Origin of the sequence: Catellatospora sp. KI3, assembly GCF_029948125.1 — a bacterium.
GTDB lineage: Bacteria > Actinomycetota > Actinomycetes > Mycobacteriales > Micromonosporaceae > Catellatospora.
In genome coordinates, this window is the sequence record NZ_JASAMB010000013.1 from 201,486 (window position 1) to 225,978 (window position 24,493).

Annotated in this window: 20 protein-coding genes; 9 read left to right on the forward strand and 11 right to left on the reverse strand. The window is 71.2% G+C overall.

What is annotated here, in order from left to right; all coding sequences use genetic code 11:
- The first annotated feature begins 62 nt into the window (after positions 1 to 62).
- Together QEZ54_RS21620 and QEZ54_RS21625 are read left to right on the forward strand one after the other, a co-directional pair.
- Positions 63 to 1,691: a class I adenylate-forming enzyme family protein gene (locus QEZ54_RS21620; RefSeq protein WP_281306503.1), complete on the forward strand. Its 1,629-nt coding sequence runs from the start codon at positions 63 to 65 to the stop codon at positions 1,689 to 1,691.
- A complete protein-coding gene (locus QEZ54_RS21625; protein ID WP_281306504.1) occupies positions 1,688 to 2,452 on the forward strand; it encodes a methyltransferase domain-containing protein in 765 nt (254 codons plus the stop codon). Before QEZ54_RS21620 ends, QEZ54_RS21625 begins: the two co-directional genes overlap by 4 nt.
- Here QEZ54_RS21625 and QEZ54_RS21630 read toward each other — a convergent pair.
- The 4 genes from QEZ54_RS21630 to QEZ54_RS21645 all read right to left on the reverse strand — a co-directional run bounded on the left by QEZ54_RS21630 (position 2,431) and on the right by QEZ54_RS21645 (position 8,074).
- A complete protein-coding gene (locus tag QEZ54_RS21630; protein WP_281306505.1) occupies positions 2,431 to 3,417 on the reverse strand; it encodes a transketolase C-terminal domain-containing protein in 987 nt (328 codons plus the stop codon). The two genes, QEZ54_RS21625 and QEZ54_RS21630, sit on opposite strands and share 22 nt — an antisense overlap.
- Positions 3,417 to 4,382: a thiamine pyrophosphate-dependent dehydrogenase E1 component subunit alpha gene (locus tag QEZ54_RS21635; protein ID WP_281306506.1), complete on the reverse strand. Its 966-nt coding sequence runs from the start codon at positions 4,380 to 4,382 to the stop codon at positions 3,417 to 3,419. The genes QEZ54_RS21630 and QEZ54_RS21635 overlap by 1 nt, the downstream gene beginning before the upstream one ends.
- A gap of 67 nt (positions 4,383 to 4,449) precedes the next feature.
- Positions 4,450 to 5,352 carry a 4'-phosphopantetheinyl transferase superfamily protein gene (locus QEZ54_RS21640; RefSeq protein WP_281306507.1) on the reverse strand — a complete coding sequence of 301 codons (903 nt, stop codon included), beginning with the start codon at positions 5,350 to 5,352 and terminating at the stop codon, positions 4,450 to 4,452.
- A 124-nt stretch (positions 5,353 to 5,476) separates the two neighbouring features.
- Positions 5,477 to 8,074, reverse strand: a complete 2,598-nt coding sequence (locus QEZ54_RS21645) for a M4 family metallopeptidase (protein ID WP_281306508.1) — start codon at positions 8,072 to 8,074, stop codon at positions 5,477 to 5,479.
- Positions 8,075 to 8,361: 287 nt separating this feature from the next.
- Between QEZ54_RS21645 and QEZ54_RS21650 the strand changes: the two genes are divergently transcribed.
- Genes QEZ54_RS21650 through QEZ54_RS21660 form a run of 3 tightly spaced genes read left to right on the forward strand, consistent with a single transcriptional unit; the run spans position 8,362 to position 10,738 of the window.
- A complete protein-coding gene (locus tag QEZ54_RS21650; protein ID WP_281306509.1) occupies positions 8,362 to 8,949 on the forward strand; it encodes a helix-turn-helix domain-containing protein in 588 nt (195 codons plus the stop codon).
- Complete coding sequence (locus tag QEZ54_RS21655; protein WP_281306510.1) at positions 8,946 to 10,199, forward strand: MFS transporter; 1,254 nt, start codon at positions 8,946 to 8,948, stop codon at positions 10,197 to 10,199. The genes QEZ54_RS21650 and QEZ54_RS21655 overlap by 4 nt, the downstream gene beginning before the upstream one ends.
- A gap of 17 nt (positions 10,200 to 10,216) precedes the next feature.
- On the forward strand, positions 10,217 to 10,738 hold the full coding sequence (locus QEZ54_RS21660; protein WP_281306511.1) for a DUF4126 family protein: 522 nt from the start codon (positions 10,217 to 10,219) through the stop codon (positions 10,736 to 10,738).
- 42 nt (positions 10,739 to 10,780) lie between these two features.
- Here the strand turns inward: QEZ54_RS21660 and QEZ54_RS21665 are convergent, their stop codons facing one another.
- Positions 10,781 to 11,884 (reverse strand): DUF3103 family protein, encoded by a 1,104-nt coding sequence (locus QEZ54_RS21665; protein ID WP_281306512.1) that lies wholly within the window; start codon positions 11,882 to 11,884, stop codon positions 10,781 to 10,783.
- A 325-nt stretch (positions 11,885 to 12,209) separates the two neighbouring features.
- Between QEZ54_RS21665 and QEZ54_RS21670 the strand changes: the two genes are divergently transcribed.
- From QEZ54_RS21670 to QEZ54_RS21680, 3 genes are all read left to right on the forward strand, one after another.
- Positions 12,210 to 13,433 (forward strand): extracellular solute-binding protein, encoded by a 1,224-nt coding sequence (locus tag QEZ54_RS21670; RefSeq protein WP_281306526.1) that lies wholly within the window; start codon positions 12,210 to 12,212, stop codon positions 13,431 to 13,433.
- Positions 13,434 to 13,508: 75 nt separating this feature from the next.
- Positions 13,509 to 14,405 (forward strand): sugar ABC transporter permease, encoded by an 897-nt coding sequence (locus tag QEZ54_RS21675; protein WP_281306513.1) that lies wholly within the window; start codon positions 13,509 to 13,511, stop codon positions 14,403 to 14,405.
- Positions 14,402 to 15,289, forward strand: a complete 888-nt coding sequence (locus tag QEZ54_RS21680; protein ID WP_281306514.1) for a carbohydrate ABC transporter permease — start codon at positions 14,402 to 14,404, stop codon at positions 15,287 to 15,289. Before QEZ54_RS21675 ends, QEZ54_RS21680 begins: the two co-directional genes overlap by 4 nt.
- Before the next feature lie 91 nt (positions 15,290 to 15,380).
- On the opposite strand, the gene QEZ54_RS21685 is transcribed toward QEZ54_RS21680, so the two are convergent.
- From QEZ54_RS21685 to QEZ54_RS21710, 6 genes are all read right to left on the reverse strand, one after another.
- Positions 15,381 to 16,748, reverse strand: a complete 1,368-nt coding sequence (locus QEZ54_RS21685) for an aspartate aminotransferase family protein (protein WP_348650560.1) — start codon at positions 16,746 to 16,748, stop codon at positions 15,381 to 15,383.
- A 43-nt stretch (positions 16,749 to 16,791) separates the two neighbouring features.
- On the reverse strand, positions 16,792 to 18,375 hold the full coding sequence (locus QEZ54_RS21690) for a GMC family oxidoreductase N-terminal domain-containing protein (RefSeq protein WP_281306516.1): 1,584 nt from the start codon (positions 18,373 to 18,375) through the stop codon (positions 16,792 to 16,794).
- A 97-nt stretch (positions 18,376 to 18,472) separates the two neighbouring features.
- Positions 18,473 to 19,663 carry an acyl-CoA dehydrogenase family protein gene (locus QEZ54_RS21695; RefSeq protein WP_281306517.1) on the reverse strand — a complete coding sequence of 397 codons (1,191 nt, stop codon included), beginning with the start codon at positions 19,661 to 19,663 and terminating at the stop codon, positions 18,473 to 18,475.
- A gap of 179 nt (positions 19,664 to 19,842) precedes the next feature.
- Positions 19,843 to 22,167, reverse strand: a complete 2,325-nt coding sequence (locus tag QEZ54_RS21700; RefSeq protein ID WP_281306518.1) for an Hsp70 family protein — start codon at positions 22,165 to 22,167, stop codon at positions 19,843 to 19,845.
- Positions 22,164 to 22,490: a hypothetical protein gene (locus QEZ54_RS21705; protein ID WP_281306519.1), complete on the reverse strand. Its 327-nt coding sequence runs from the start codon at positions 22,488 to 22,490 to the stop codon at positions 22,164 to 22,166. The genes QEZ54_RS21700 and QEZ54_RS21705 overlap by 4 nt, the downstream gene beginning before the upstream one ends.
- A 98-nt stretch (positions 22,491 to 22,588) precedes the next feature.
- Complete coding sequence (locus QEZ54_RS21710) at positions 22,589 to 22,834, reverse strand: hypothetical protein (RefSeq protein ID WP_281306520.1); 246 nt, start codon at positions 22,832 to 22,834, stop codon at positions 22,589 to 22,591.
- Between the two features lie 203 nt (positions 22,835 to 23,037).
- Here QEZ54_RS21710 and QEZ54_RS21715 point away from each other — a divergent pair, with 203 nt between their 5' ends.
- Entirely contained in the window at positions 23,038 to 24,444 is a 1,407-nt protein-coding gene (locus QEZ54_RS21715) for an aminopeptidase P family protein (protein ID WP_281306521.1), read from the forward strand.
- Positions 24,445 to 24,493: the final 49 nt, after the last annotated feature.

The following is a 24,493-nucleotide window of genomic DNA, read 5'->3' on the forward strand; positions in this document are numbered from 1 at the left end:
GGAGCGATCCCACGTTGCTAATGTCCGGCCGACGCCGAGGCCTGACCTAGGAGAATCCGCTGTTGGCTACCAAGAACATCCGCGCCGCGCTCGTGGCCGATCCCGACCTCGGCGCCGGCAACGTCCTGGCGAAGCTGATCGAGCACGGGGCCGACCTGGACGGGCCCGGCCTGACCTTCGACGTGGACGTCGACGGCCGTCCCGCGTGGCAGGACCTCACCCTCGGCGGACTGCACGAGCGGGTCCTGGCCCGGGCCGCCTGGCTGCACCGCCGCGGCGTCAGACCCCGCGACCTGGTCGCCGTGCACGTCAGCTCCTCGGCCGACCTGTTCCTCAGCTTCCTGGCCCTGAGCTGGCTCGGCGCGACCCCCGCGTTCCTGAACCCGCACGTGCCGCCCGACATCGCCGCCGAGTACCTGCGCCGCCTGCGCTGCACCGGCGTGCTGCTGGACGCGGCGCACCTGCGGGCGCTGGCCGGGCACGACCTCGGCGCCCCGATCCTGGGCGACGTCGCCGAGACCGGCCTGGCCGACCCGGCGGGGGCACCAGCGGCGTACCGGCACCACCCGAACGATCCGATCGCGGTCACCCACTCCTCGGGCACCACCCGGATGCCGACCGCGGTCGTGCACTCGCACAGCACCCTGTTCGCCGCGACCCGCCGGATCCGGCTGTCGGTCCCGGTCGCCCAGGGCACCCAGCGCGTGCTGTCGGCGCTGCCCGCCGCGCACGCGGCCGGGATCGGCGCCATCAACCAGGCCCTGTGCAACCGGGCCGAGCTGCTCTGGCTGTCGCGCCAGGACCAGGGCGAGGTGGTGCTCGACGCGATCGAGCGGTGGCGCCCGCACGGCGTGTTCGGGTTCGCGGTCACCTGGTCGGAGCTGGCCCGGTTCGACCTCAGCCGATACCGGCTGGACTCGGTGTCGCTGTGGTTCAACACCGGCGACTGCGCGCACGAACCGCACATCCGGCGCCTGGTCGCGGTCGGCAGCCGCGAGGTCGTCACCCGCGCCGGCGTCACCCGGGTGCCCGGGTCGAGCTTCATCGACGGCCTCGGCTCCACCGAGATGGGGCACTCGGCCTTCTACATCACCCACCGCGCCGACACCGACCGCTACGGCCGCTGCGTCGGCAAACCGCACATCTTCGCCGACGTGGCGCTGCTCGACCCGGAGACCGGCGCGCAGGTGCCCGTCGGCGAGGTCGGCCACCTGGGGCTGACGTCGCCGACCATCGCGGTGGGCTACTGGAACAACCACGCCGAGTGGTACCGGCAGTGGAGCGGCGGCCGCTACCTCACCGGCGACCTCATGTACCGCGACGCCGACGGCTACTACTACCACGTGGACCGGGCGGTCGACGCGGTCGACCTCGGCGGCGGGCAGCGGCTCTACACCGCCATGTCGGAGGAGCGGGTGCTGGCGGCCTGCCCCGAGGTCCGCGACGCCACCGTCGTCGCGGTGGCCACCGCCGGGCAGGTCGTCACCGACGTGCTGCTGCAGCTGCACACCGGTGCCGGCGACACGGTCGACCTCACCGAACGGGTGCGCGCCGCGCTGCCCGAAGCCGTCGCCGCCACCCTGCGCAAGGTCATCGTGGTGGCCGACGAGGAGATCATCTTCGGGCCGACCGGCAAGGTGCGCAAGTTCTTGATGCGCCAGCGCCACCTGGCCGAACTGGGGGCGGCATGAGCGCCGGCTGGGACTGGGAGGACCCGGCCCGGGTCGAGGCGCTCACCGACGAGTTCATGCTGGGCCGCATCGCCGTGGCGAAGCTGGAGGTGGTGGCCTCGGGGCCGGTCTTCGGCCGGGAGCGGCTCGCCGAACTCGGCATCACCGGCATCGAGTTCGCGGCGCTGAAGACCCTGCACCCCACCGGCCTGGGCACCGACCTCACCGGACTGCGCTGCGGTGACGCCACCACCCGGCGGCAGGAGCTGTACCGTGTCGACGGCGAGTGCTGGTTCACCGAACTCGACATCTGCGAGCCGCTGCCGTTCGAGGACTCCTGCGTCGAGTGGGTCTACGCCGAGCACCTGATCGAGCACGTGTCGATGACCGCCGCGATCGGCTGGCTGGCCGAGGTGCGCCGGATCCTGGCCCCGGGCGGCGTGCTCCGCCTGACCACCCCGGACCTGCGCAAGTACGCCGAGAGCTACCTGCGCGGGGACGGCTTCTTCGCCAAGCACCGCGGCCGCATGGCCAAGGCGCTCGGCGGGGTCGCGCCACCGATGCCCGCCCGCGGCGCGTTCATGTTCAACCAGCTGTTCTACCTGTACGGCCACCGCTGGATCTACGACCTGGACGAGCTGACCGAGGCGCTGACCCGGGCCGGGTTCGACCCGGCCGCGATCCGCGTGTGCGGCTTCCGCACCGGGGCACGGCCGGACGTCGCGCTGCTCGACCAGATGATCCGCAACGACGAGACGCTCTACGTCGAGATCGACGTCTGAGCCCGGACCACCTGGCGGACCACGGCGGCGAGCTGCTCGCGGCTCGGCTGCAGCGCCACGTCCAGCTCCGGGTTGCAGCCGACCACCGCGCCGTCGGGACGGGTGATCCGTCTCGGCGGCGCGACCAGCCGCATCTCCTCCGCGGCCGTGGCCATGATCTCGGCGGCCACCCCGCAGGAGCGGTTCGCGTCGTCGACGACCACCAGCCGGCCGGTCCGCGACAGCGACTCCGCCAGCGCGGCCCAGTCGAACGGGTACAGCGAGCGCGGGTCGAACACCTCGATCGACACCTCGCCGGCCAGCGTCTCGGCCACGGCCAGCGCGTCGTACACGTGGTGGCCGATCGCCACCACGGTCACGTCGGTCCCGGGCCGGTGGATGCGGGCCGACCCCAGCGGCACCGGCACCAGGTCCTCGTAGTCCACGTCCTCGCGCACGTCCAGCGCGATGCGCGGGGCGATGAACACGACCGGGTCGTCGTCGCGGATCGCGGTCAGCAGCAGCCCGTACGCGTCGGTGGGGGTGGCGGGCATGACCGTCTTCACCCCGGAGTGGACGAACAGCCCGTGCGGCTGGTCGGAGTGCTGCCCGCCCCATCCGGGCCGCCACCCGGCGCTGGACACCAGGTAGGTGACCGGCACCCGGGCCTGCCCGCCGCTCATCACCGAGAACTTGTGCGCCTGGTTGGCCACCTGCTCCAGCACCAGCTGCAGGAGGAACGGGATCGCGAACTCGACCACCGGCCGCCGCCCGGCCAGCGCCGCACCCGTGGCGACGTTGGCGACGGCCTGCTCCGACAGCGGCGTCTCGACGATGCGGTCCGGGCCGAACCGGTCCAGCAGCCCGGCCGTCACGAAGGTGATCGCGTGGTTGACGTCCTCGCCCAGCACGAACACCGACTCGTCGCGGGCCATCTCGTCGCCGAGCGCCCGGTTGAGCGCCTTCAGGTAGGACAGCTTCGGCATCAGTTCACCACTCCCGCTCGCGGCCGCATCCCGGTCGCGTACAGGTGGTCCAGCGCTCCGGCGGGATCAGGCTTGGGGCTGTCCTGCGCGAACCGCACGGCTTCGGCCACCAGCTCCTCGATCTCCTGGTCGATGCGCTCGCGCGCCGCCGCGTCGAGCCGGGCGCCCTGCACGGCCACCGGATCGCGCTCGCGCCAGCGGGCGATCTCGTCGGCCTCGCGGTAGCGCAGCCGCACCCGGTGCTCGAAGGTGTGGTGCGCGTCGAACCGGTACGTCACCACGTCCAGCAGGGTCGGGCCGCCGCCGGAGCGGGCCCGGTCGACCGCCCGCGCGGCCGCCTCGTGCACCGCCCGGGGGTCCATGCCGTCCACCTGCTCGGCCGGGATGTCGAACGCGGCCGCCCGGCCGGTGACCGACCCGGCCATGAACGTGCCCGTCGCCTGCGTGGTGGCGTAGCCGTTGTTCTCGCACACGAAGATCTGGGGCACCCGCCACAGCGCGGCCAGGTTGAGCGACTCCAGCAGCGCACCCTGGTTCATCGCGCCGTCGCCGACGAAGCTCGCGACCACCCGGCCGTCGCCCGCCCGCGAGGCGGCCCAGGCCACCCCGGTGGCGATGGCGGCGCCGTGCCCGACGGTGATGGTCGCGCCGTACAGCCCGACCGCGTAGTCGGCCACGTGCAGCGATCCGGCCCGGCCCTGGGCGATCCCGGTGGCCCGGCCGGTCAGCTCCGCCATCACCCGGCGCGGATCGGAGCCCTTGGCCAGGGCGTGGCCGTGGTTGCGGTGGTTGCTCAGCACCACGTCGGCGTCGGCCAGCGCCGCGCAGACCCCCGCCGCGACGGCCTCCTGGCCGATGCACGGGTGGATGCCGCCCCCGATCACGCCCGCGCGGACCAGCTCGATCGCGCACTCCTCGAAGCGGCGGATGAGCCTTACAGATCGATACAGGCGCTCGTCGGACACGTCCACAAGACTAGATATTTCCACGTGGCGATCAAGGGCCGAACGGGCCATGTACGCGCCCGGCGACTCAGTCCCCGACCCGGGCGTGGACGTACCGGGCCAGGTCGCCGACGGTCAGCCCGATGATCTGGTCGATGTCCAGCTCGGCGTAGTACGCGGCCAGGTCGACCCGGTCACCCCAGCGTGCGCGCATCCGCTCACCTAGCTCGACCGCGTCGACGCTCTCCAGGCGCAGGTCCTGCTCCAGGCGGGTGGCCGCCGTGATCTCCGCCTGCTCGCCCGTGACCTCGGCCAGCATCGCGGCCAGCTCGCTCGCGACTGTCTCCACGGCCGGGATCGTAGCACCGGCCCAGCGCCGCACGACCGTCCGGAACGGACTGTCGCCGGTCACCGCGACCGCCGCCCGGTAGCCGCCGGGCACGGCCACGTCGGCCAGCGCGAACCGGCCGGGCACCACGTCCTCCAGCACCGGCAGCGACAGGTACGGCGTGAGCCGGTCCCCGGCCGCCTTCGCACAGGCCTCCTTGCGCGCCCACAGCCGGGTGTAACGCGCCGGGGAGTCCGCCTCGGCGACGTGGGCCGCCTCCTCGGGGGAGTAGTACCGGTCCGCCATGCGCACCGGGTCGGCCTGCTCGGACAGCCGCTGCACGTCCACCCCGACCGGCCGCCCGCCGCCGACGGCCACCACGGCCAGCCGACCCGAGGAGGAGAGGTTCAGCTCCGGCCCGTCGGCGAGCGCGGGCTTGCCGTGCGGCCCGCGTACCCACCGGATCCGCTCCGCGTGGACGCCCGTCAGCTCCGCCGCGACGCACCGCAGCACCCCGTGCGCGACGACGTAGCGGCGCCGGTCCGCCGGCAGCAGCAGCGCGTCGGCCCGGGACCGCTCGCCCCGGTCGAGCACGGACTCCAACCGGCCGAGCGCCGCGGCAGGCAGCTCGGTCTCCACCACCCAAACCACCACCACACCCACGGCCGGACTGTACCGGCCGGGCTCCCGCTCAACATAGGTGATCTTCGAGGGAAAGGGGGAGTCCCCGGCGTGCGGGGGACCGCGGGCCGGGGACTCCGTTGGGGGTGGTGCCGGACGCGTGGGGTCAGAGGGTGAGCGTCCAGCTGTTGATGTAGCCGGTGTCGGCCGTGGCGGCGTCCTGCACCCGCAGGGTCCAGGTGCCGTTCTTCACCTCGGTCGACAGGTTGACCGTGTAGGTCGTGTCGATGTTGTCGGTCGAGCCGCCCGCCCGGTTGGACAGCACGTAGGCGCTGCCGTCCGGCGCGATCAGGCTGACCACCAGGTCACCGATGTAGGTGTGCACGATGTGCACCTCGACCTTGGAGGTCGACGAGGCGTTGCCCGAGCAGCCCGACAGCGCGATGGTGCTGTTGACCGTGGTGTTGTCCGGGATCGTCACGTCGGTGCCGTTGGTGCCGGTGCAGGACGGGGTCCCGCCGCCGACCAGGTTCAGCGTCCAGGTGTCGATGGTGCCGGTGTCAGCCGACGCGGCGTCCTGTACGCGCAGCTTCCAGGTGCCGTTGGCGACCTCGCTCGACAGGTTGACCGTGTAGGTCTGGCTGATGTTGTCGGTGCTGCTGCCGGTCCGGTTGTGCAGGTTGTAGACCGAACCGTCCGGCGCCACCAGGTCGACCACCAGGTCGCCGATGTAGGTGTGCAGGATGTTCACCGCGACGGTGCTGGTGGCACCGGCGTTGCCCGCGCAGCCGTTGATGTTGATCGACGACTCGACCGTGGCCAGGTCGACGATCGCCACGTCCGTCGAGTTCGTGCCCGAGCAGCCGGGCGGGCCGTTGACCGTCAGGGTGTAGGTCGTGGTCCGGGTGCTGCCGGGGCCGGTGCCGGTGACCGTCACCGCGTACGTGCCGGGCGTGGTGCCGGCCGAGGTCGCGATGGTCAGCGTGGAGGTGCCGCCGGCGGAGTTGATCGCGGTCGGGCTGAACACCGCGCTCGCGCCGGTGGGCAGGCCGGACGCGGACAGCGTCACGGTCTGGGCCGCACCGTTGGTCAGCGTGGCCGTGATGGTGCTGCTGACCGAGCCGCCGGGGGCGGTCGAACCCGACGACGGGGCCGCCGCCAGCGAGAAGTCGTTGCCGGCGGGGCAGGACGCGTCGCTGCCGGCCACGTTGACGGCGGTCCAGGCGGCCTGGACGGTCTTGTACTCGGCGGAGCACAGGCCGTACAGGTCGGTGGCGGCCGACAGGGTGTAGGCGCGGGCCGTGTTGGCCGGGGTGCTGGTGTTCACGTACGACGTGTTGGAGGTGAAGTACACGTCCAGCGCGCGGTACCAGATCTTCTCGGCCTTGGTGTTGCCGATGCCGACCACGGCCGGGGCCGAGCCGCAGACCGGGCTGGTGCCGTACGCGGTGGCGCCGGTGCCGACGGCCAGGTTGAAGTAGAAGTGGTTGGCGACACCGGACGAGTAGTGCACGTCGATGTTCTTGGTGCTGGTGGACCAGCAGCCGTGCGACGAGCCGTCCAGGGTCGGGTTGTACATGTAGCGCAGCGGGGTCCCGTTGCCGTTGATGTCGATCTTCTCGCCGACCTGGTAGTCGCCCGGGTCCGACGGGGCGTTGGCGTAGAACTCGACCATGTTGCCGAAGATGTCCGAGGTGGCCTCGTTGAGGCCGCCGGACTCACCGGAGTAGGTCAGGCCGCCGGAGACCAGCGCCTCGGTCACGCCGTGGCTCATCTCGTGGCCCGCGACGTCCAGCGCGACCAGGGGCGCGGCGTTGCCCGAGCCGTCGCCGTAGGTCATCTGGGCGCCGTCCCAGAAGGCGTTGACGTAGTTGCTGCCGTAGTGCACCCGGCTCGGCACGCCCGCGCCGTTGCCGAAGATGCCGTTGCGGCCGTGGATGTTGAGGAAGTAGTCGAACGTCTTGGCGGCGCCGAAGTGCGCGTCGACACCGGCCGACTGGCGGTTGGAGTTGTTGCCCGAGCCCCAGATGTTGTCGGCGTCGGTGAAGTTGGTGCAGGTCGACGTGCCGTTGTTCATGTCGCAGGTGCGGCCGTTGCCGCGGACCGGGTCGATCATCGAGTAGGTCGAGCCCGACAGCGTGGTGTCGATCGAGACCGTGCCGGTGAAGATGCCGTTACCGGTGCCGGTCACCGTCTCGATCTCGTCGAACTGCCCGATGTAGGCGCCGCTGACGGCATCGCTGATGACGTGCAGCTTCGACGGGGTCTGCTTGTCGGCGGCCCAGCCGTGCAGCACGGTCTCCCAGGCCAGGCGGCCCTTGCCGGAGCTCGCGTCGACGAACAGCTCCGAGCCGACGGTCTTGGTGACCGTGCCGGAGAAGTGCGCCTTGGCGGCCTGCTGCGCCTTGGCCGAGGTCACCTTGGCGGTGGTGGACAGGCTCAGCGGGTTCACGAGGCCGACCGAGCTGCCCTGGTACGCACCGTCCTTGCCGGTGTGCACGACGAAGTCGCCGCCGTACACGCGCAGGCCCTGGTAGGTGCGGGTGTAGCGCACGTGGGTGCCGGTGGCGTCGCTGATGGTGCGGTCGACGCTGTACTTGTCACCCGCCGCGGCGCGCACGTCGGACGGGTGCGCGGTGATCGCGGCCTGTGCCGCCGCGAGGCCGGTGGGTCCGGCCGGTGCCGCGTTGCCCGACGTCGCGGTCACCGACAGCAGACCGCCCACGAGTAGGGCGACGCTGCCGGCCGCTAGAGATCTTTTCACGAGTCCTCCCCGACTCCGTAGAAAAGTGTGGCGGTAGCCACTGAGAGCTATGTATATAGAAACCGGGGAAACTTTGGAAGTATCTCTTCATAATCATGCGTCGATGAGATTGTTTCGAGAATGCTGCTAGATCGCGTTCTGCGGCGTCGGCGCCCACTGACTGACTGATCAGTAGCGACACGCCCGGCGGTGCTGTCGGGTAGCCGACGCGGCCCGACCACTCGGATGAGGGAGGCATCGGCCGTACGCAGATGGTAAAGACTTCTTTAGAAAGCTATCTTTAGGAAGTGTCCGACGCCCGCTCCGTTCCGCTGACCGACCCCGTCGCACTGCGCGCCTTCGCCCACCCGCTGCGCATGTCCCTGGTCGCCCTGCTGCGCCGGGAGGGGCCGCTCACCGCCACCCAGGCCGCCGAGCGGCTGGGGGAGAGCGTGCCCGGCTGCTCCTTCCACCTGCGCCAGCTCGCCAAGTACGGCCTGGTTGAGCGGGTGGAGGGCGCCGACGCCCGGGAGCGGCCCTGGCGCGCCACGGCGCTGTTCACGTCGTGGGGCACCGACAGCGACGACCCCGAGGTGCGCGCCGCCGTCGACCACCTCGACGCCGTCGTCACCCGCCGCTACTACGACCGCGCCATCGACTGGCTGCGCACCCGCGACCGGGAGCCGGCCGCCTGGCGCCGGGTCACCGGACCGGGCGACACCGTCCTGCACGTCACCCTCGACGAGTTCACCGAGCTGCAGCGCCGCTTCGACGAGCTGGTCGAGCCGTACCTGGCCAGGCAGGCCGACCCGGCGGCCCGGCCCGAAGGCGCCCGCACGGTCGACATCCTCCAGTTCGTGCTGACCCTCGACACCCCGGAGCACCCCGCGCCATGACCCTCGCCATCCCCGAACTGCGGCAGCGCCCCTCCTGGCTGCCGCCGCTGCTGCGCCAGACCCCGTTCCGGCGCTACTGGACCGGGCAGAGCGTGTCCCTGCTCGGCGACCAGATCAGCGAGCTGGCCGTGCCGCTGTTCGCGGTGCTGGTCGCCGGAGCCGGTCCGGCCGAGATGGGCTACCTCACCGCCGCCGCGCTGCTGCCGAACCTGCTGTTCTCGCTGCTGCTGGGGGCGTGGGCCGACCGGCGGCCGGACAAGCGGCGGCTCATGATCGTCGCCGACCTCGGCCGGGCCGCCGTGCTGCTGCTGGCCCCCGCGCTGTACCTGCTCGACGCGCTCACCATGCCCGTGCTGTACGCGGTGGCGTTCAGCGTCGGCACGTTCAGCGTCCTGTTCGAGGTGTGCCGCACCACCCTGTTCGTGTCGCTGGTGCCCCGCGAGCAGTACGTCGCCGCCAGCGCCCTGCTCAACGGCGCCCGCGCGTTCTCGTTCGCGGCCGGATCGAGCGTGGCCGGGGTGCTGGTCAAGGTGCTCTCCGCCCCCGGCGCGCTGGTGCTCGACGCGGTGTCGTACCTGTTCTCCGCCGCGACCCTGGCCCGGGTCCGGCCGGCCGAACCCGCCCCGTCGGGCACCCCTGGCCTGGGCCTGCGCCGCGGGCTGGCGGCACTGTTCAGCATCCCGGTGCTGCGCGCCTGCGTGCTCGGCGCGACCACCCTCAACCTGTTCAACTACATGTACTCCGCGCTGGTCATCCTCTACGTGACCCGCGACCTGGGCGTGCCGCCGGAGCTGCTGGGGCTGGGCCTCGGCCTGGCCGCGGGCGGCGCGCTGCTGGGCGCCGCGCTGGCCGGGCGCCTGGCCGCCCGCTTCGGCGTCGGCCCGATGTACGTCGTCGGCTACGTCCTCTTCCCGGCACCGCTGATGCTCATCCCGCTGGCCGACGGGCCGCGCCCGGTGGTGCTGGCGATGCTGTTCGCGGCCGAGTTCCTGTCCGGCATCGGGCTCATGATCCTCGACACCGCGGGCGGCGCGCTGCAGGCCGGTGCCGTCCCCGACGACCTGCGCGCCCGGGTCGGCGGCGCCCAGCGCACCCTCAACTACGGCATCCGCCCGCTCGGGGCGGTGCTCGGCGGGGTCCTCGGCGCGCACCTGGGCGTGCGGCCGACCCTGTGGCTGGCGACGGTCGGGGCGCTGGGCGGGGTGCTGTGGCTACTGGCGTCGCCGATCCCGCGTATGCGCACGCCGTGACCGCCTAGCCTGGACGCATGAGTGCGATCTCCGCCGCACGACCGCTCGCGCTGGGCGTGGCCACGGGCATGCGCTCGCAGCTCGGCCTGGCCGCCCTGGCCGTGGCGATGCGCAAGGGTCCCCGCGACGTGAACACCCTGGTCCGCAAGCAGGTGCTGGCCAGCCCGGTGCTGAAGCGGACGCTGCTGGCCACCGCCGCCGGGGAGCTGGTCGCCGACAAGCTGCCGACCACGCCCAGCCGCCTCAAGCGCGGCCCGCTGCTGGCCCGGCTGGCGCTGGGCGGGGTCGCGGGCGCGGTGCTCGGGCTGGCCGAGGAGAAGTCCGTCCTCGCGGCGGTGACCGGCGCGGCGCTGGGCACGATGGGCGCGGGCATCGGCGCGTACGGCGGCTACCACCTGCGGGCCGCGCTGGACCGGCACACGAACGTGCCGGACAAGTACTGGGCGGTGGCCGAGGACATCACCGCGATCGGCCTGGCCGCCTTCGCCGTGGCGGCCGGCTCGCCCGGCACCGACGTCGAGCCGGTCGAGCCGGACTGACCGCGGCCCGGTCGGAGCGCGGGCCCCGACCGGGCCGGGCGGTCACAGCGGCGCGACCCAGTACGGGCTCACGTCCAGCCAGCCGTTGGCGGCGGCGCCGTTGAGGCGGCCGCTGCTGCCGGTGGACAGGGTGTACCAGGAGTCGACGTAGTCGGGGTCGTCGGTCCACCACGAGGTCGGGATGGCGTTGATGATCGCGTTGACCAGCGGGATGTAGACGCCCTGGTCGGTGATGGTGAGCAGCACCGTCGCGATGGCCTGGGCCAGCGCCTGGTAGTTGGTGTCGCCGTCGTCCTCCATCATCACCACGTCGGCCAGGTTGTACTTGTACGCCGAGAAGTGCACCAGCAGCTGGTTGGGGTAGTAGGTGGTGCCGTCGTTGTCCAGGTACGGCAGCTGCACGATGTCGACCTTCGGGTGCCCGTCGAGGCCGAAGCCGCCGACCACGCAGTAGATCTCGGCCGCGCCCTTGATCCAGGGCTCCTCGTCGTCGGACAGGCGTACCGCGTTGATCTTCGTGGCCCAGTAGCCGCCGGCCAGGGTGGCCGCGGCGGGGGCGCCGGTGACGCCGCGCCGGGCGAGTTCCCGGCGCACCACGTCGAGCCCGGCGGGGACGGTCTTGGCGGAGTCCACTTCGACCACGAGCACCGGCCGCTGCGGGGCGCGGTCGGGGTCCAGGGCCACGGCGCGGCCGCTGAGGTCGTACGCGGTGATGGTGGTGGCCGTGTCGTCGCTGCTCGCGGCGGCGACCAGCGGCGCCTGACCCCGCGCGAGCGCGGCGCGCATCCGGGGCAGCGCCAGCCGCACCGTGGTCACCGCGCCGAGCGAGGCGGGCAGGCCCTTGGCGGCGAGCACCGCCCGGTCGGCGGCGGTGGCATGTGTACGCAGCGCCGCGTCGGGTATGGCGGCCAGGGTGAGCGGGCCCGCCAGCACCGCCTGGGTGACGGCGGCGCGGGTGCGGCCGTCGGCCAGGGACCGGGCCAGGCGGCTCGCGAGGCCGTCGAGCGTGGCGGCGACGGACGTGCCGGTGGCGGATGTGCCGGCGGCGGGGGAGGAGGGGGCGGCGGAGGCCGGGGCGGGCAGGCTCAGTGCGAGCAGCACGGCCGCCGCTACCGGGAGGATCCGGCGCGTTGCGATCAGTTGCACGGGTGGGCTCCCTCGGGGTGGGGCGCGTTCGCTTGTGGCGGCGCGCTCATATATCTACATGGATGAGTAGTCTTAACCGGTTCGTCCCACCAAGGCAAGGTGCTGTCGTTTACCGCCGCGCGAACAACCGGCGCCGCCGGGCCGACTCGACTTGATCTCGGTTCTGCGGTGTCCGGAAACAAATCAGTAACCAGCATTGACACCCCGTGGACCTGCGGTAGAGGCTTGCTCAGCGCATGAGACAACGATGTCAAAATCTCAGGATGGAGGAAGCATGCGTCTCTCGAGGCGTATGGCCGTCGCGGCCGTCGCATTCGGAACGCTGATGGCCACAGTGGCCTGCACCAGCACCGATGAGCCCGGCACCGGTACGGGCACCAAAGAGGTCGAGGTGTTCACGTGGTGGGCGGACGGCGGTGAGAAGGCCGGTCTGACCGGCCTGGAGACCGTGTTCGGCACCGAGTGCAAGGACTTCAAGTTCGTCAACGGCGCCGTCGCGGGCGGCGCGGGCAGCAATGCCAAGCAGGTGCTGGCCTCCCGGCTGCAGCAGGGCACCCCGCCGGACACGTTCCAGGCGCACGCCGGTGCCGAGCTGTCGGACTACATCAACGACGACCAGATCGAGGACCTGTCGGCGCAGTACGGCGAGTGGGGCCTGAGCAACGCCTTCCCCAAGGGCCTGATCGACAACCTCACCGTGGACGGCAAGATCTACTCGGTGCCGGCCAACATCCACCGCGCCAACGTGCTGTGGGGCAACAAAACCGTGCTGGCCAAGGCGGGCATCACCAAGGACGCGACCACCCTCGAGGGGTTCTTCGCCGACCTGGACAAGCTGAAGGCCGCCGGGGTGGCCACGCCGCTGGCGCTGGGCAAGGACTGGACGCAGCAGATGCTGTTCGAGGCCCTGCTCATCAGCAAGCTCGGCCCGGAGAAGTTCAACGCGCTCTGGAACGGCACCGGTGACTGGGCCGGCGCCGACATGACCGCCGCGATCACCGACTACAAGAAGCTGCTCACGTACACCAACTCCGACCGTGACACCTTCGACTGGACCGACGCCGAGAAGATGCTGATGGACGGCAAGGCCGCCTACCAGCTGATGGGCGACTGGGAGGCCGCCGACCTCGACGCCAAGGGTTTCAAGGACTACAGCTACTCGGTGTTCCCGGGCAACGGCAACGTCTTCCAGTGGCTGGCCGACTCGTTCGTGCTGCCCAAGGGCGCCAAGAACGCCGACGGCACCAAGTGCTGGCTGAAGACCGTCGGCAGCGCCGCCGGCCAGGCCGAGTTCAACAAGAAGAAGGGCTCGATCCCGGCCCGCACCGACGTGCCCGCCGACGGCTTCCCGGCCTACCAGCAGGCGGCCATGAACGACTGGAAGACCGCCGTCCAGGTCCCCAGCTGCCCGCACGGCTCGGCCTGCGCGCAGACCTGGCAGGGCGCGGTCGGCTCGGCCCAGGGCAAGTTCTCCACCGACGGTGACGTCGCGGCGCTGCAGGCGGCGCTCGCGTCGGCGGCCGCGGAGTTCGGCCCGAAGGCCAAGTAGTCCGGTACGTGACAGGAAGGGCACCTTCCCGGAACCTGTCGGGAAGGTGCCCTTCTCCACCCCTAGGAGGTCGCGTTGCGCCACCGTAAGCGGACCTGGATCCCCGGTCTGCTGCTCATCTCCCCCTCGCTGATCCTGCTGGCCGTCTTCGTGTACGGCCTGATCGGCTGGACCGTCGACCTCTCGATGCAGGATCGCCACAACGCGCGGCCGTCGAAGGGCTTCGTCGGCCTCGACAACTACGACAAGCTGTTCAACCACGACATCAACGACCGGTTCACGCACTCGCTGCTGAACCTGCTGGTGTTCACGGTCGTCTTCATCGTCGGCACCATCGTGCTCGGCCTGCTGTGGTCGCTGCTGCTGGAGCGCGGTGCCCGCGCCGAGGGCTTCTTCCGCACCGTCTACCTGTTCCCCATGGCGGTGTCGTTCGTCGCCTCGGGCGTCGTGTGGCGCTGGCTGATGAACCCGGGCCAGGGCGAGAACGCGGGCGGCATCAACGCGATCTTCGAAGGCCTCGGGCTGCACTTCCTGGAAGGCCCGTGGTGGACCGACCCGGACTGGGGCATGGCCGCCATGGCGATGCCCGCCGTCTGGCAGCTGTCCGGGTATGTCATGGCGCTGTTCCTGGCCGGCTTCCGCGGCATCCCCGACGAGCTGCGCGAGGCCGCGGTCGTCGACGGGGCGACCACCTTCCAGCTCTACCGCCGGGTGCTGTTCCCGCAGCTGACCCCGACGATCCTGTCGGCGCTCATCATCACCGGGCACATGTCCATGAAGATGTTCGACCTGATCATGTCGGTCTCCGGGGCGCAGTGGCTCACCGAGGTGCCGGCCGTCTACGTCTGGCAGACCCTGCTCACCCGCGACTACGCCAAGGCCGCCGCGATCTCGGTGTTCCTGCTGCTGGTCGTCGCGGTGGTGGTCGTGCCGTACCTGATCCACGTCAACCGGTCGGAGAAGCGGTCATGACCACGCAGACCATGACGGCCCCGCCGAGGTCCGACCAGGCCCCGGCGCCCGCGCCGGGGCCGCGCCGGCGGCGGCTGCCCAACGTCGTCCGGTACGCCGTACTGCTGCTCTTCGTGCTGATCGTGCTGATGCCGCTGTACGTGCTGGTCGTGACCAGTTTCAAGTCCGGTCGGGAGATCGGCGTCAACGGCCAGTGGACGCTGCCCGAGACGTGGACGTTCGCGTCGTGGGAGAAGGCCTGGCTGTCGCTCGGGCCATCCTTCGGGCGGACGTTCCAGCTGGCTATCCCGGTGGCGCTGCTGTCGTCGATCATCGGCGCGGCCAACGGGTTCGTGCTGGCGCGCTGGCGGTTCCCGGGCGCCGACGTGGTGTTCACGCTGATCCTGTTCGGCATGTTCATCCCGTACCAGGCGGTCATGATCCCGCTGCGCGAGGTCGTGCTGTGGCTGGGCGTCGCACCCGGCATCCCGACGCTGATCTTCGTGCACACGGTGTACGGCATTCCGATCTGCACGCTGATCTTCCGCAACTACTACGCGACCGTGGTCCCGGAGGAGCTGATCGAGGCGGGCATGATGGACGGCGCGGGGCTGCTGCGCACGTTCCGGTCGCTGATCCTGCCGATCTCCATCCCGGGCTTCGTGGTCACGGTGATCTGGCAGTTCACCTCGGCGTGGAACGACTACCTGTTCGCCATTTTCATGTCGAACACGCGCAACGGGCCGATCACCATCGCACTGAACGCCCTGGCGGGCGCGCAGTCGCCGGACTACGCCGCGTCGATGGCCGGGGCGCTGATCACGTCGCTGCCGACGCTGCTGGTGTACATCCTGCTCGGCCGCTGGTTCATCGGCGGCCTGATGGCCGGCTCGGTCAAGAGCTGACCGAGGCGGGAAGGGCACCTTCGCGTCGCGATCCGATGCAGGAGGTGCCCTTCTCGGGCATCCGCCGGGGCCCGGCGGCGGCGGACAGAGGTCAGCGGGTGGGGTCGAGGCGGGAGAGCACCTCGATGACCGCCTCGGCGGCCCGGCGCACCTCGTGCTCCTCGATCACCAACGGAGGTGCGAGCACGAGGTTGTGACCGTAGGGCCGCACGATCACGCCGTGCTCACGGCGAGCCGTGAAGGCCAGCTGCTCGACCGCGGTCCAGTCCATCGGCACGCGGGTCTGCCGGTCGGTCACCAGTTCCAGGGCCGCCAGCGAACCCTCCACCCGCAGGTCGCCGACCGCCGGTAGCGCCGCGGCGGGCGCGAGACCCGACCGCAGCCAGTCACCGATGGTCAGTGCCTTGTTGAGCAGGTCCTCCTTCTCGATGATGTCGAGAGTCGCCAGGCCCAGCGCGCACGCCACCGGGTGTCCCTGGTACGTGTAGCCGTGGAAGAACCCGGCTTCGAACAGCACGTCACCGATCTCGTCGGTCATCAGGGTGGCGCCCAGGGCGGCGTACCCGCCGGCGATGCCCTTGGCCGTGGTGATCATGTCCGGTTCCATGCCCCGGGCCTCGGACTCGAACCACGAACCCAGCCGGCCGAACGCGGTGACCACCTCGTCGGCGATCAGCAGGATGCCGTTGCGCCGCAGCACCTCGCGCATCCGCGGCCAGTAGCCGGGCGGGGGCGCCAGGACACCGCCGCCGGCCATCACCGGCTCCCCGATCATCGCCGCGATGTTGCCCGCCCCGATCCGCGCGATCGTCTCCTCCAGCTCGCGGACCAGGAAGTCGACCGGATCGGCGTCGCCGTACAGCTGGTCCGCGCGGTAGAGGTACGCCGGCGACAGCTGCTCGACGTGGGGCAGGTTGGGACCCACGCCGAACTGCATGGGCGGGAACCCCGTCGCGGTGCCCGAGCCGTAGGTGGAACCGTGGAACGAGTACTGCCGGGACAGGATCCAGGTCCGGTCCGGCTCACCACGGAGGTGATGGAAGAGCCGGGCGGCCTTGAAAGCCGTCTCGACCGCCTCGGAGCCGCCGCTGGTGAAGAACACCCGCTCGATGCCGGGCGGGGCGAGGTCGGCCAGCCGGGCGGCGAGCCGGATGGCCTTCTCGTTGCTGAACTCCAGCAGGCTGGTGAAGAACTCCAGCTGACCCATCTGCTGGGCTGCCACCTCCGCGAGGTCCTCGCGACCGTGACCGAGCGGTGACAGCCAGACGCCACCACCCGCCGCGTCGAGCAGCTGGTTGCCCCGGGCGTCCCAGACCGTGCAGCCCTTTCCGCGAACGATCACGACGCGGTCGTCGATGTGGCCGCGGTGCATGGACCGGAGAAGGTGGCGCCGGTCGAGGGTCTCCAGCTCGGTGGCCAAGGATTCCCTGAGCGTTTTCTCCCGCTGACGCGGTGTCATGGATGAATCCCTTCGTGAGTCGCTCGCGGAGGTCTCGCGGCGGTTATTCCTTGGCCGCGGCGGCGACCAGCGGGCGGGGCGCCGGCCGGCCCAGGATCAGGTCTGCCGCCTTCTCGCCGATCGCGAGCACGGTGGCGTTAGGGGCACCGCGACCGGTGCGGGGCATGATCGACGCGTCCACGACGCGCAGGCCGTCGATGCCCTTGACGCGCAGCTCGGCGTCCACGACCTTGCCGATCATGCAGGTGGAGGTGGCGTGGAAGATGGAGTGCGCGTGCAGGCGGACGTACTCCAGCACGTCCTTGTCGGAGTCCGACGCCGGTCCGCGCAGCATCGTGCCGGTGTAGGGCCGCAGCGACTTCTGCCGGGCGATCTCCATGCCGGCCTGGACCCCGCCGACCGCCGACCGCAGGTCGTCCTCGTTGGTGAAGTAGTTGTGCACGATCTTCGGCTTGGTGGTGGGGTCGTCGGAGTCCAGCGACACGTCGCCGGTGCTCTCGGCCATCAGCACGACCGGGCCGAAGGTGATGCCGTGGCCGGTGGGCAGCCCCAGGCCGCTGTCGGCGAACATCAGCGGGCCGTTGTAGAACACCACGTCGGGGGCGTCGAGCCCGGAGCGCGTACGCAGGTAGCCGCCCGACTCCGGTCCGTTGGACGTCAGCGGGCCGGTGCCGTGCTCCAGGAACTCCTTGACGTACTGCGGCTCGTGGCCGATGAGGGTGCTCACCGGGACGTCGTGCGGGTACACCATGGGCACGATCGGCTGGTCCTTGAGGTTCTGCCCGACGTCCGGGTGGTCCAGCAGCACCGGGATGTCCACGTCCGACAGCACCTTCGCCGGCCCGATGCCGGAGTGCATCAGCAGGAACGGCGTGTTGTACGAGCCGCTGGAGAGGATGACCTCGCGGTTGGCCCGCAGCGTGATCTGCTCGTCGAGCCGGTAGCCGGTGACACCCACCGCGCGGCCGTTCTCGATGACGATCCGGTGGATCTGCAGGTTGGTCTCGAGGGTGACGTTCGGCCTGCTCAGCGCCGGGCGCAGGTACGCGTCGGCGCTGCTCCACCGCCGGCCGTCGCGCTGCATCATCTGGAACGGGCCGAAGCCGTCCTGGTTGGCGCCGTCGTTGAAGTCGGCGTTGAAGGAGTGCCCGGCCTCAAGGGCGGCGTCGACGAAGGCCGTGCCCATGACGTTGTTCGACCGGCCGTCGGACACCGACATCGGGCCGCCGACGCCGTGGTACTTCGACTCGCCGCGCTCGTTGTCCTCGGAGCGCTTGAAGTACGGGAGGAGCTCGTCGAACGTCCAGCCGGGCTGGCCCCAGAGGTCGAAGTCGGCCGGATTGCCGCGCAGATAGAGCCCCGCGTTGATGGAGCTGCTGCCGCCGAGCGTCTTTCCGCGGGGCAGATAGATGCGGCGGCGGTGCAGCATCGGCTCCTCATGCGAGTCGTAGTCCCAGTCGACCCGAGAGCGGAACAGGGTGCCGAATGCGGCCGGGATATGGATGTTCTGAGCGTCGTCCACCGGCCCCGCCTCCACCACGCACACGGTGATACCGGGGTCTTCGCTCAGCCGCGCGGCCAGCACGGAACCGGCTGTACCGGCACCGACGATCACGTAGTCATACATTCGCTTCTCCCTCAAGAAGTGGAATGAAACCCAAGCATGAATCACGGCTGTCCGTGATAGCGCCTTCCGTCGTGCGCACGTATGGCGACCGACGGAATCAGACGTAGAGCGAATTCGGTTCGAGGCCGCAAAGAATGCGTCCGTAGAGTTCGTAGTTCGTCTCCGGCACATTCAGCGCGTGCAGGTTGATCGTGCGGACGTCGCGGGCGATCCGCTGGATCGGGTGGGAGCGGTAGATGGACGAGCCGCCGCTGGCCATCGCCAGCAGATCCACGGCGGACCGGGCGAGCTCGCACACGGAGCCGACGTCGGCCCGGCTGCGGACCCGCTCCAGCATGGTCCAGGGCTCGCCGCTGGCGGCCTTGGCGTCGACGAGCCGGGTGAGCCGGTCGGCGTGGAACTCCGCCTGGTCGATCAGCTGCGCCGCCTGGGCGACCTTGATGTGGGTGACGGGGGCGTCCGCCTGGTGCTCGTACGACGTGTACGTGATCTTGCGGTCGCCGAGGTGCTCGAAGAAGACCTCCCAGGCCGCCCGCGCCAGGCCGACGATCACCCCGACGCCCGAGGCGTTGCCCACGGCGACCAGCGGCGTGCGGTACAGCGGCAGTTCGGCGTTGCGCGGCGAGGCCGACTGCGAGGCGATCACGGTCGCCAGCGGCAGGATGCGCTCCTGCGGCACGAACACGTCCTTGGCGACGGTGGTGACGCTGCCCGACCCCTCCAGGCCGGAGGTGTGCCAGTCGTCGACGATCTGCAGGTCGCTCAGCGGGACCATCGCCATCACCGGCCACGGAGTGACCCCGTCCGGCGACGGCGCCATGGCGAGGACCTCCTGCCAGTGGCTGTGCAGCGCACCGCTGACGAAGGCCCACTTGCCGTTGAGCACCATGCCGCCGGGCGCCGGCGTGCCCACGGCGCTGGGGGTGAGGGTGCCGCACACGCGCACATCGGGGGTCGCGTAGATCTCGTCCTGGACCGAGTCCGGGAACATGCCGACCATCCAGCCGGGGATGGTGAACACCGTGGCCACCCAGCCGGTCGACCCGTCACCCCGGCCCAGCTCGGCCATGACGTCCTTCTGCGTCTGCATGTCGGACTCGTAGCCGCCGTACCGGACGGGGGTGCGCATCCGCAGGATGCCGGCGTCGGCGAGCCCTTCGATGACCTCGTCGTGCAGTCGCCGGTTCTCCTCCGCCCAGCCGGCGTGCCGGCGTAGGAGCGGAACCAGGTCGGCCGCCCGCCGCACCAGCTCTTCACGGGTGGGAATCCTGGTGATACTGCTGGTCACTGTTCCTCCAATGGGTTGTCGCCGTGGGAGCGGCAAGGCCTTTCCCGGTGAACGTGCCACCGGACAGAGCCTGTCGCATCTCCCAAAATGCGTGCGAAACCGCAATCTGGAGCATGAGTGACATTCCGGCAGGCCCTTCGACCTGCCGGAACATGCGATGGCGGGAGTCGCCGACCCGGTCAGGGTTCGCGGCGACGGCGGTCGAGCTCCTGGCGGGCCTGCTCGCGGATCCGCCTGCGCGACGCGACCACCTCGGCCCGGCTGACCTCGACCACCTCGACCCGGACGAACGCGTTGGCGTCCACGTCGACGACCACCTCGACATATCCGGTCCGGGAGGCGACCTCGCGGCGTTCGATCAGCTGCGGATCGCCCGACAGCAGCTCGTACACCTCGAGCGTGTGGACGGAGCCGGGGCCGCCGGACAGCCGCAGCGCCTGGTCGCGCTTGTTCGGGATCGTGGTCTGCGGCTCGACGACCGTCAGCCGCCGGCGGTTGCCGGCCGGGTCCGCGTCGACGACCGTGAAGTCCTCGTCGTTGTCGGGGTGGGCGACGTAGGCGCAGCCGACGGCGATTCCGTAGTGCAGCACGTCCAGCATCAGCACGTCCTTGACGTCACCCGCCAGGACTCCGGCCTGCACCGCCCCGCCCCGGACCACCGCCGTCTCCGGTGCTCCGCCGCCGAGCTGGACCAGCCCGAACTCGGCCAGGACCTCCTGGACGGTGAAGACGCGCCCGCCCTGGCCGGCCAGGAAGACCGCCGGCTTGGACTGCGGGGCGGCGTACCGCAGCGCCTCGCGCAGCGTGGTGCGGACGCCCGCCGTCATGTGCTGCGTCAGCAGGCGGAACGTCGGCCGGTCGAGGGTGATGCTGATGTCGCGGTAACCCTGCCCGCCGTCAGGCAGGTCGGTCAGCAGCATGCTCACCGACTCCTGCCGGCCGAGCTCGCGTTTGGCCCGCTCGGCCTCCCGCCGGATCAGCGCCTCGATCTCCGGTGTCAGCTCGTCGCGGTAGCCGTGGCGGCCCCGGAGCTGGTCGACGGCGTAGTCGAACAGCGCCTCGTCGAAGTCCAGGCCGCCGATGAACTGGCTGCCGACCGACGACTTGACCTCGGCGAGCGAGCTCTCGTCGTCGATGCGCATGTACTCCATCAGCGCCACGTCGAAGGTGCCGCCGCCGAGGTCGACGACGAGGATCTCCTGCTCGTCCGCGGCTTCGGTGACCAGGGCGGCGAGGTTCGGCTCACCGACGAACCGGACCACGTCCCACTCCGCCAGCCGGAACGCCTCCCGCAGCGCGGCCAGCTGCGCCCGGCTGAAATTGGCCGGGTACGAGGCCACGCAGCGCGAGACCGGGGTGCCGAGCGCCTCCTCGGCGTTGCGGCGCAGCGACCGCAGGATCAGGCTGGCGGCCAGCTCGGGGCTGATCGAGCGGCCGTCCACGGTGTACCCCCGGGTGGTGCCCAGGCGCCGTTTGACGTGCCGGATGGTCGCCTCCGGCCGGAACCGCTCCGCCTCCACGGCGGCCGCGCCGACCAGGTAGTCCGATCCGGGAAGCAGGTGCACCACCGACGGGACCACCAGCCGGTTGTCGGGCCCGGGCAGCACCAGCGGCTTGCCGTCGGTGTCCAGCGCGGCGATCAGCGAGTACGAGGTGCCGAAGTCGACCGCGACCAGGCTGGTGCGCCGGGCCGACGCGACCGGCGGCACCCGTCGGGACCGGACCTCGGCGCCCAGCGGGGTGGCCGCCGCCCAGGCGCCGCCGAGGGCGGGCGACACCAGCTCCAAGTGCTGCACACCCAGTGGCTCCACCCGCGAGAACGGCGTCTGGCGCGGCTTGCCGTGCGCCACGGCCAGTTCCGGCACCCGCCGGGCCAGGTACGTGTCGAGCTCGTGCACGGTCCGGCAGCGGCCCACGTCGCTGAGCGCCTCGCACAGCGCGGCGGAGAAGATGCCCGCCTGCAGCGCCTCCGCCTCGTACGACACCCGGCCCGGTTGGCAGGAGCACAGCGAGACGACCCCGGACGGGCACAGCGCGGCGATGTCCACCTGCCCGGCCCCGCCTGCGGACTTGCCGCCCTCGACCACGTTGCGGCAGGCGTCGAGCATCAGCACCGTGTGCGGCGCGTCGGCGCGGCCCAGGTGCTGCACGATCCGGTCGAACGGCAGCGCGGTGTCCTCGATCTCGTCGGAGACGCAGTCCAGCGGCAGCAGGTACTGGGTACCGGAGCGGGACTGGATGCCGTGGCCGCTGAAGAAGAAGTAGAGGATGCCGTCGGCGCTCAGGTCGCGGGCCCGCACCAGCTGGCGCAGGATGTTGGACTTGGTCGGCCGCAGCCACGGGTCGGCGGCGTCGTCGTGCATCAGCACCAGGCGCTGCTCGGGCACGTCGCAGCTGTCCCGCAGCACCCGCGCGACCGCCTGGGCGTCGCGGGCGGCGAACCGCAGCGGCGCGATGTCCGGGTCCTCGTACGACGAGCACCCGACGACGATCGCGGTGTTCACCCGCGTCGCCGGAAGGTCAGCGTGATGCCGCCCCGGATCTCGCTGGACACCGACCCGATCATGCGCACCTCGCCGGTGGCCGAGACGTCCAGCGACACCTCGAACGACTCCAGCTCATAGCCGCCGCGAGTGGTCTCGGCGGCCGCCACCAGCTGCCCGAGCTGGTCGCAGACCGCGGACAGGTTCCCGGCCAGCACCCCGGCGTCCAGGACGCCGACGTGGGCGGCCGCCCTGCGGGCGGCGGAGAAGAGGCCCTTCTCGCCGTCGGCGGGGGTGCCGTCGACGGTGATGACCGAGAGCGTGCCGCCGGGGGAGGGGTTCATGCGGCGCAGTGTATTACGCGCGGTCCGGATCGGACCGCCATCGCCGGTGCGGCGGGGCGGCGGCCCGGTCCGCCGCTACGGCCGGGCCGCGCGCCGGTTCAGCAGTTGATGATCCTGACGGTGTAGTAGGCGGTCTTGACGCCGTACTGGAACGGTTCGCCGCAGGAGCCGTACGACCAGCCGCCGACCTCGTTGGTCTTGGCGCGGTCGGAGAAGTAGGTGAAGGTGACGCTCTGGTTCGGCCCGGCGGGCGGGATCGCCGCGGCCGGGGTGGTGATGGTGACGGTGACCAGGGCGCACGCGGCTGCGGTCAGCAGGGCGGCGCGGCGGGCCATACGGTGCATGTGTGCTCCTCGATCGAAAATCGACACATTCAATCAAGTCTATGAATTCGAGTGTCGGGCGCGCAAGATGCCGCAGGTCGTCCGGGATGACTTCCTAGGAAGGCGTAGGCGCTGTGACGAGACGGTCGGCGGGGGTGTAAGGACCGTGGCTGCTTCCGGTAATGTCTGCACGACTCGACGGCGAGAGGCTAGGGGAGCAGCGCATGGCGGAGCAGAAGTTCCACACCGGCAGTCACGACCTGCCGGTGTCGGCGGCGCTGGAAGAGTTCATGCGTACCGGCTGGCTCGACTCCGAGCACCGCGACCTGCCCGCCGCCGAGATCGCGGCCTGGACCCCGGCCCGGCGGCAGCGGCTGCACCAGGCGTTCCCCGGCCACCGGATCGTGGTCCCGGCGGGCGGCTTCAAGTCCCGCTCCAACGACCAGGACTACCGCTTCCGCGCGCACTCGGCGTACGTGTGGCTGACCGGCGACCAGTCCAGCGACGGCGTGTTCGTGCTCGAACCCGACGGCGACAGCACCCTCTACCTGCGGCCCCGCTCGGCCCGCGACAACGGCGAGTTCTTCCGCGACCGCCGCTACGGGGAGCTGTGGGCCGGGCGCCGGGCCACCCTGGGGGAGAGCACCCGCCGCCTGGGCCTGGCCACCCGGCACCTGGCCGAGCTGGCCGCCACGCTCAAGCCCGACACCCCGACGCTGGTCCTGCGCGGCCTGGACGCCGAGGTCGACGCGCTGGTCGCGCCCGCCTCCGCCGACGCCGAACTCCGGGCGGTCCTGGCCGAGCTGCGCCTGGTCAAGGACGCGTGGGAGATCGGGCAGCTGGAGCAGGCGGTGGCGATCACGACCCGCGGCTTCGAGGACGTGGTGCGGGCCCTGCCGCAGGCGAAGGCGACCTCCGAGCGCCTGCTCGAAGGCGTGTTCTGGCAGCGCGCCCGGCTGGAGGGCAACGAGGTCGGCTACCACTCGATCGTGGCCGCCGGCGCCCACGCCGCGACGCTGCACTGGATCGACAACGACGGCCCGGTCCGCGACGGCGAGCTGCTGCTGCTCGACGCCGGGGTGGAGACCCGCGACCTGTACACCGCCGACATCACCCGGGTGCTGCCGATCTCCGGCCGGTTCAGCCCGCTGCAGCGCGACCTGTACGAGCTGTGCCGCGCCGCCAACGACGCCGCGCTGGCCGCGCTGGTGCCGGGCGCGGCCTACCGGGACTTCCACCGGGCCGCGATGCGGGTCTACGCGGACGGCCTGGCCGATCTCGGCATCCTGCCCTGCTCGGCCGAGGAGGCCCTGGACGAGCAGAGCGGCCTCTACCGCCGCTGGACCCTGTGCGGCTCGGGCCACATGCTCGGGCTGGACGTGCACGACTGCGCCGCCGCCCGCGCCGACACCTACCTCGACGGCACGCTGGCCCCCGGACATGTGCTCACCGTCGAACCCGGCATCTACTTCCAGCCCGACGACGCGCTCATCCCGGCGGAGCTGCGCGGGTACGGCTTCCGCATCGAGGAGGACCTCCTCATCACCGAGACGGGCTACCGGATGCTGTCGGCCGACCTGCCCCGCACGGCCGACGACGTCGAGTCCTGGATGCAACGCGTCGCCTCGTGACCCGGCCCGGCCTGGCCTGCAGTTTCGGGGAAACTGCCGGAATCCAGTC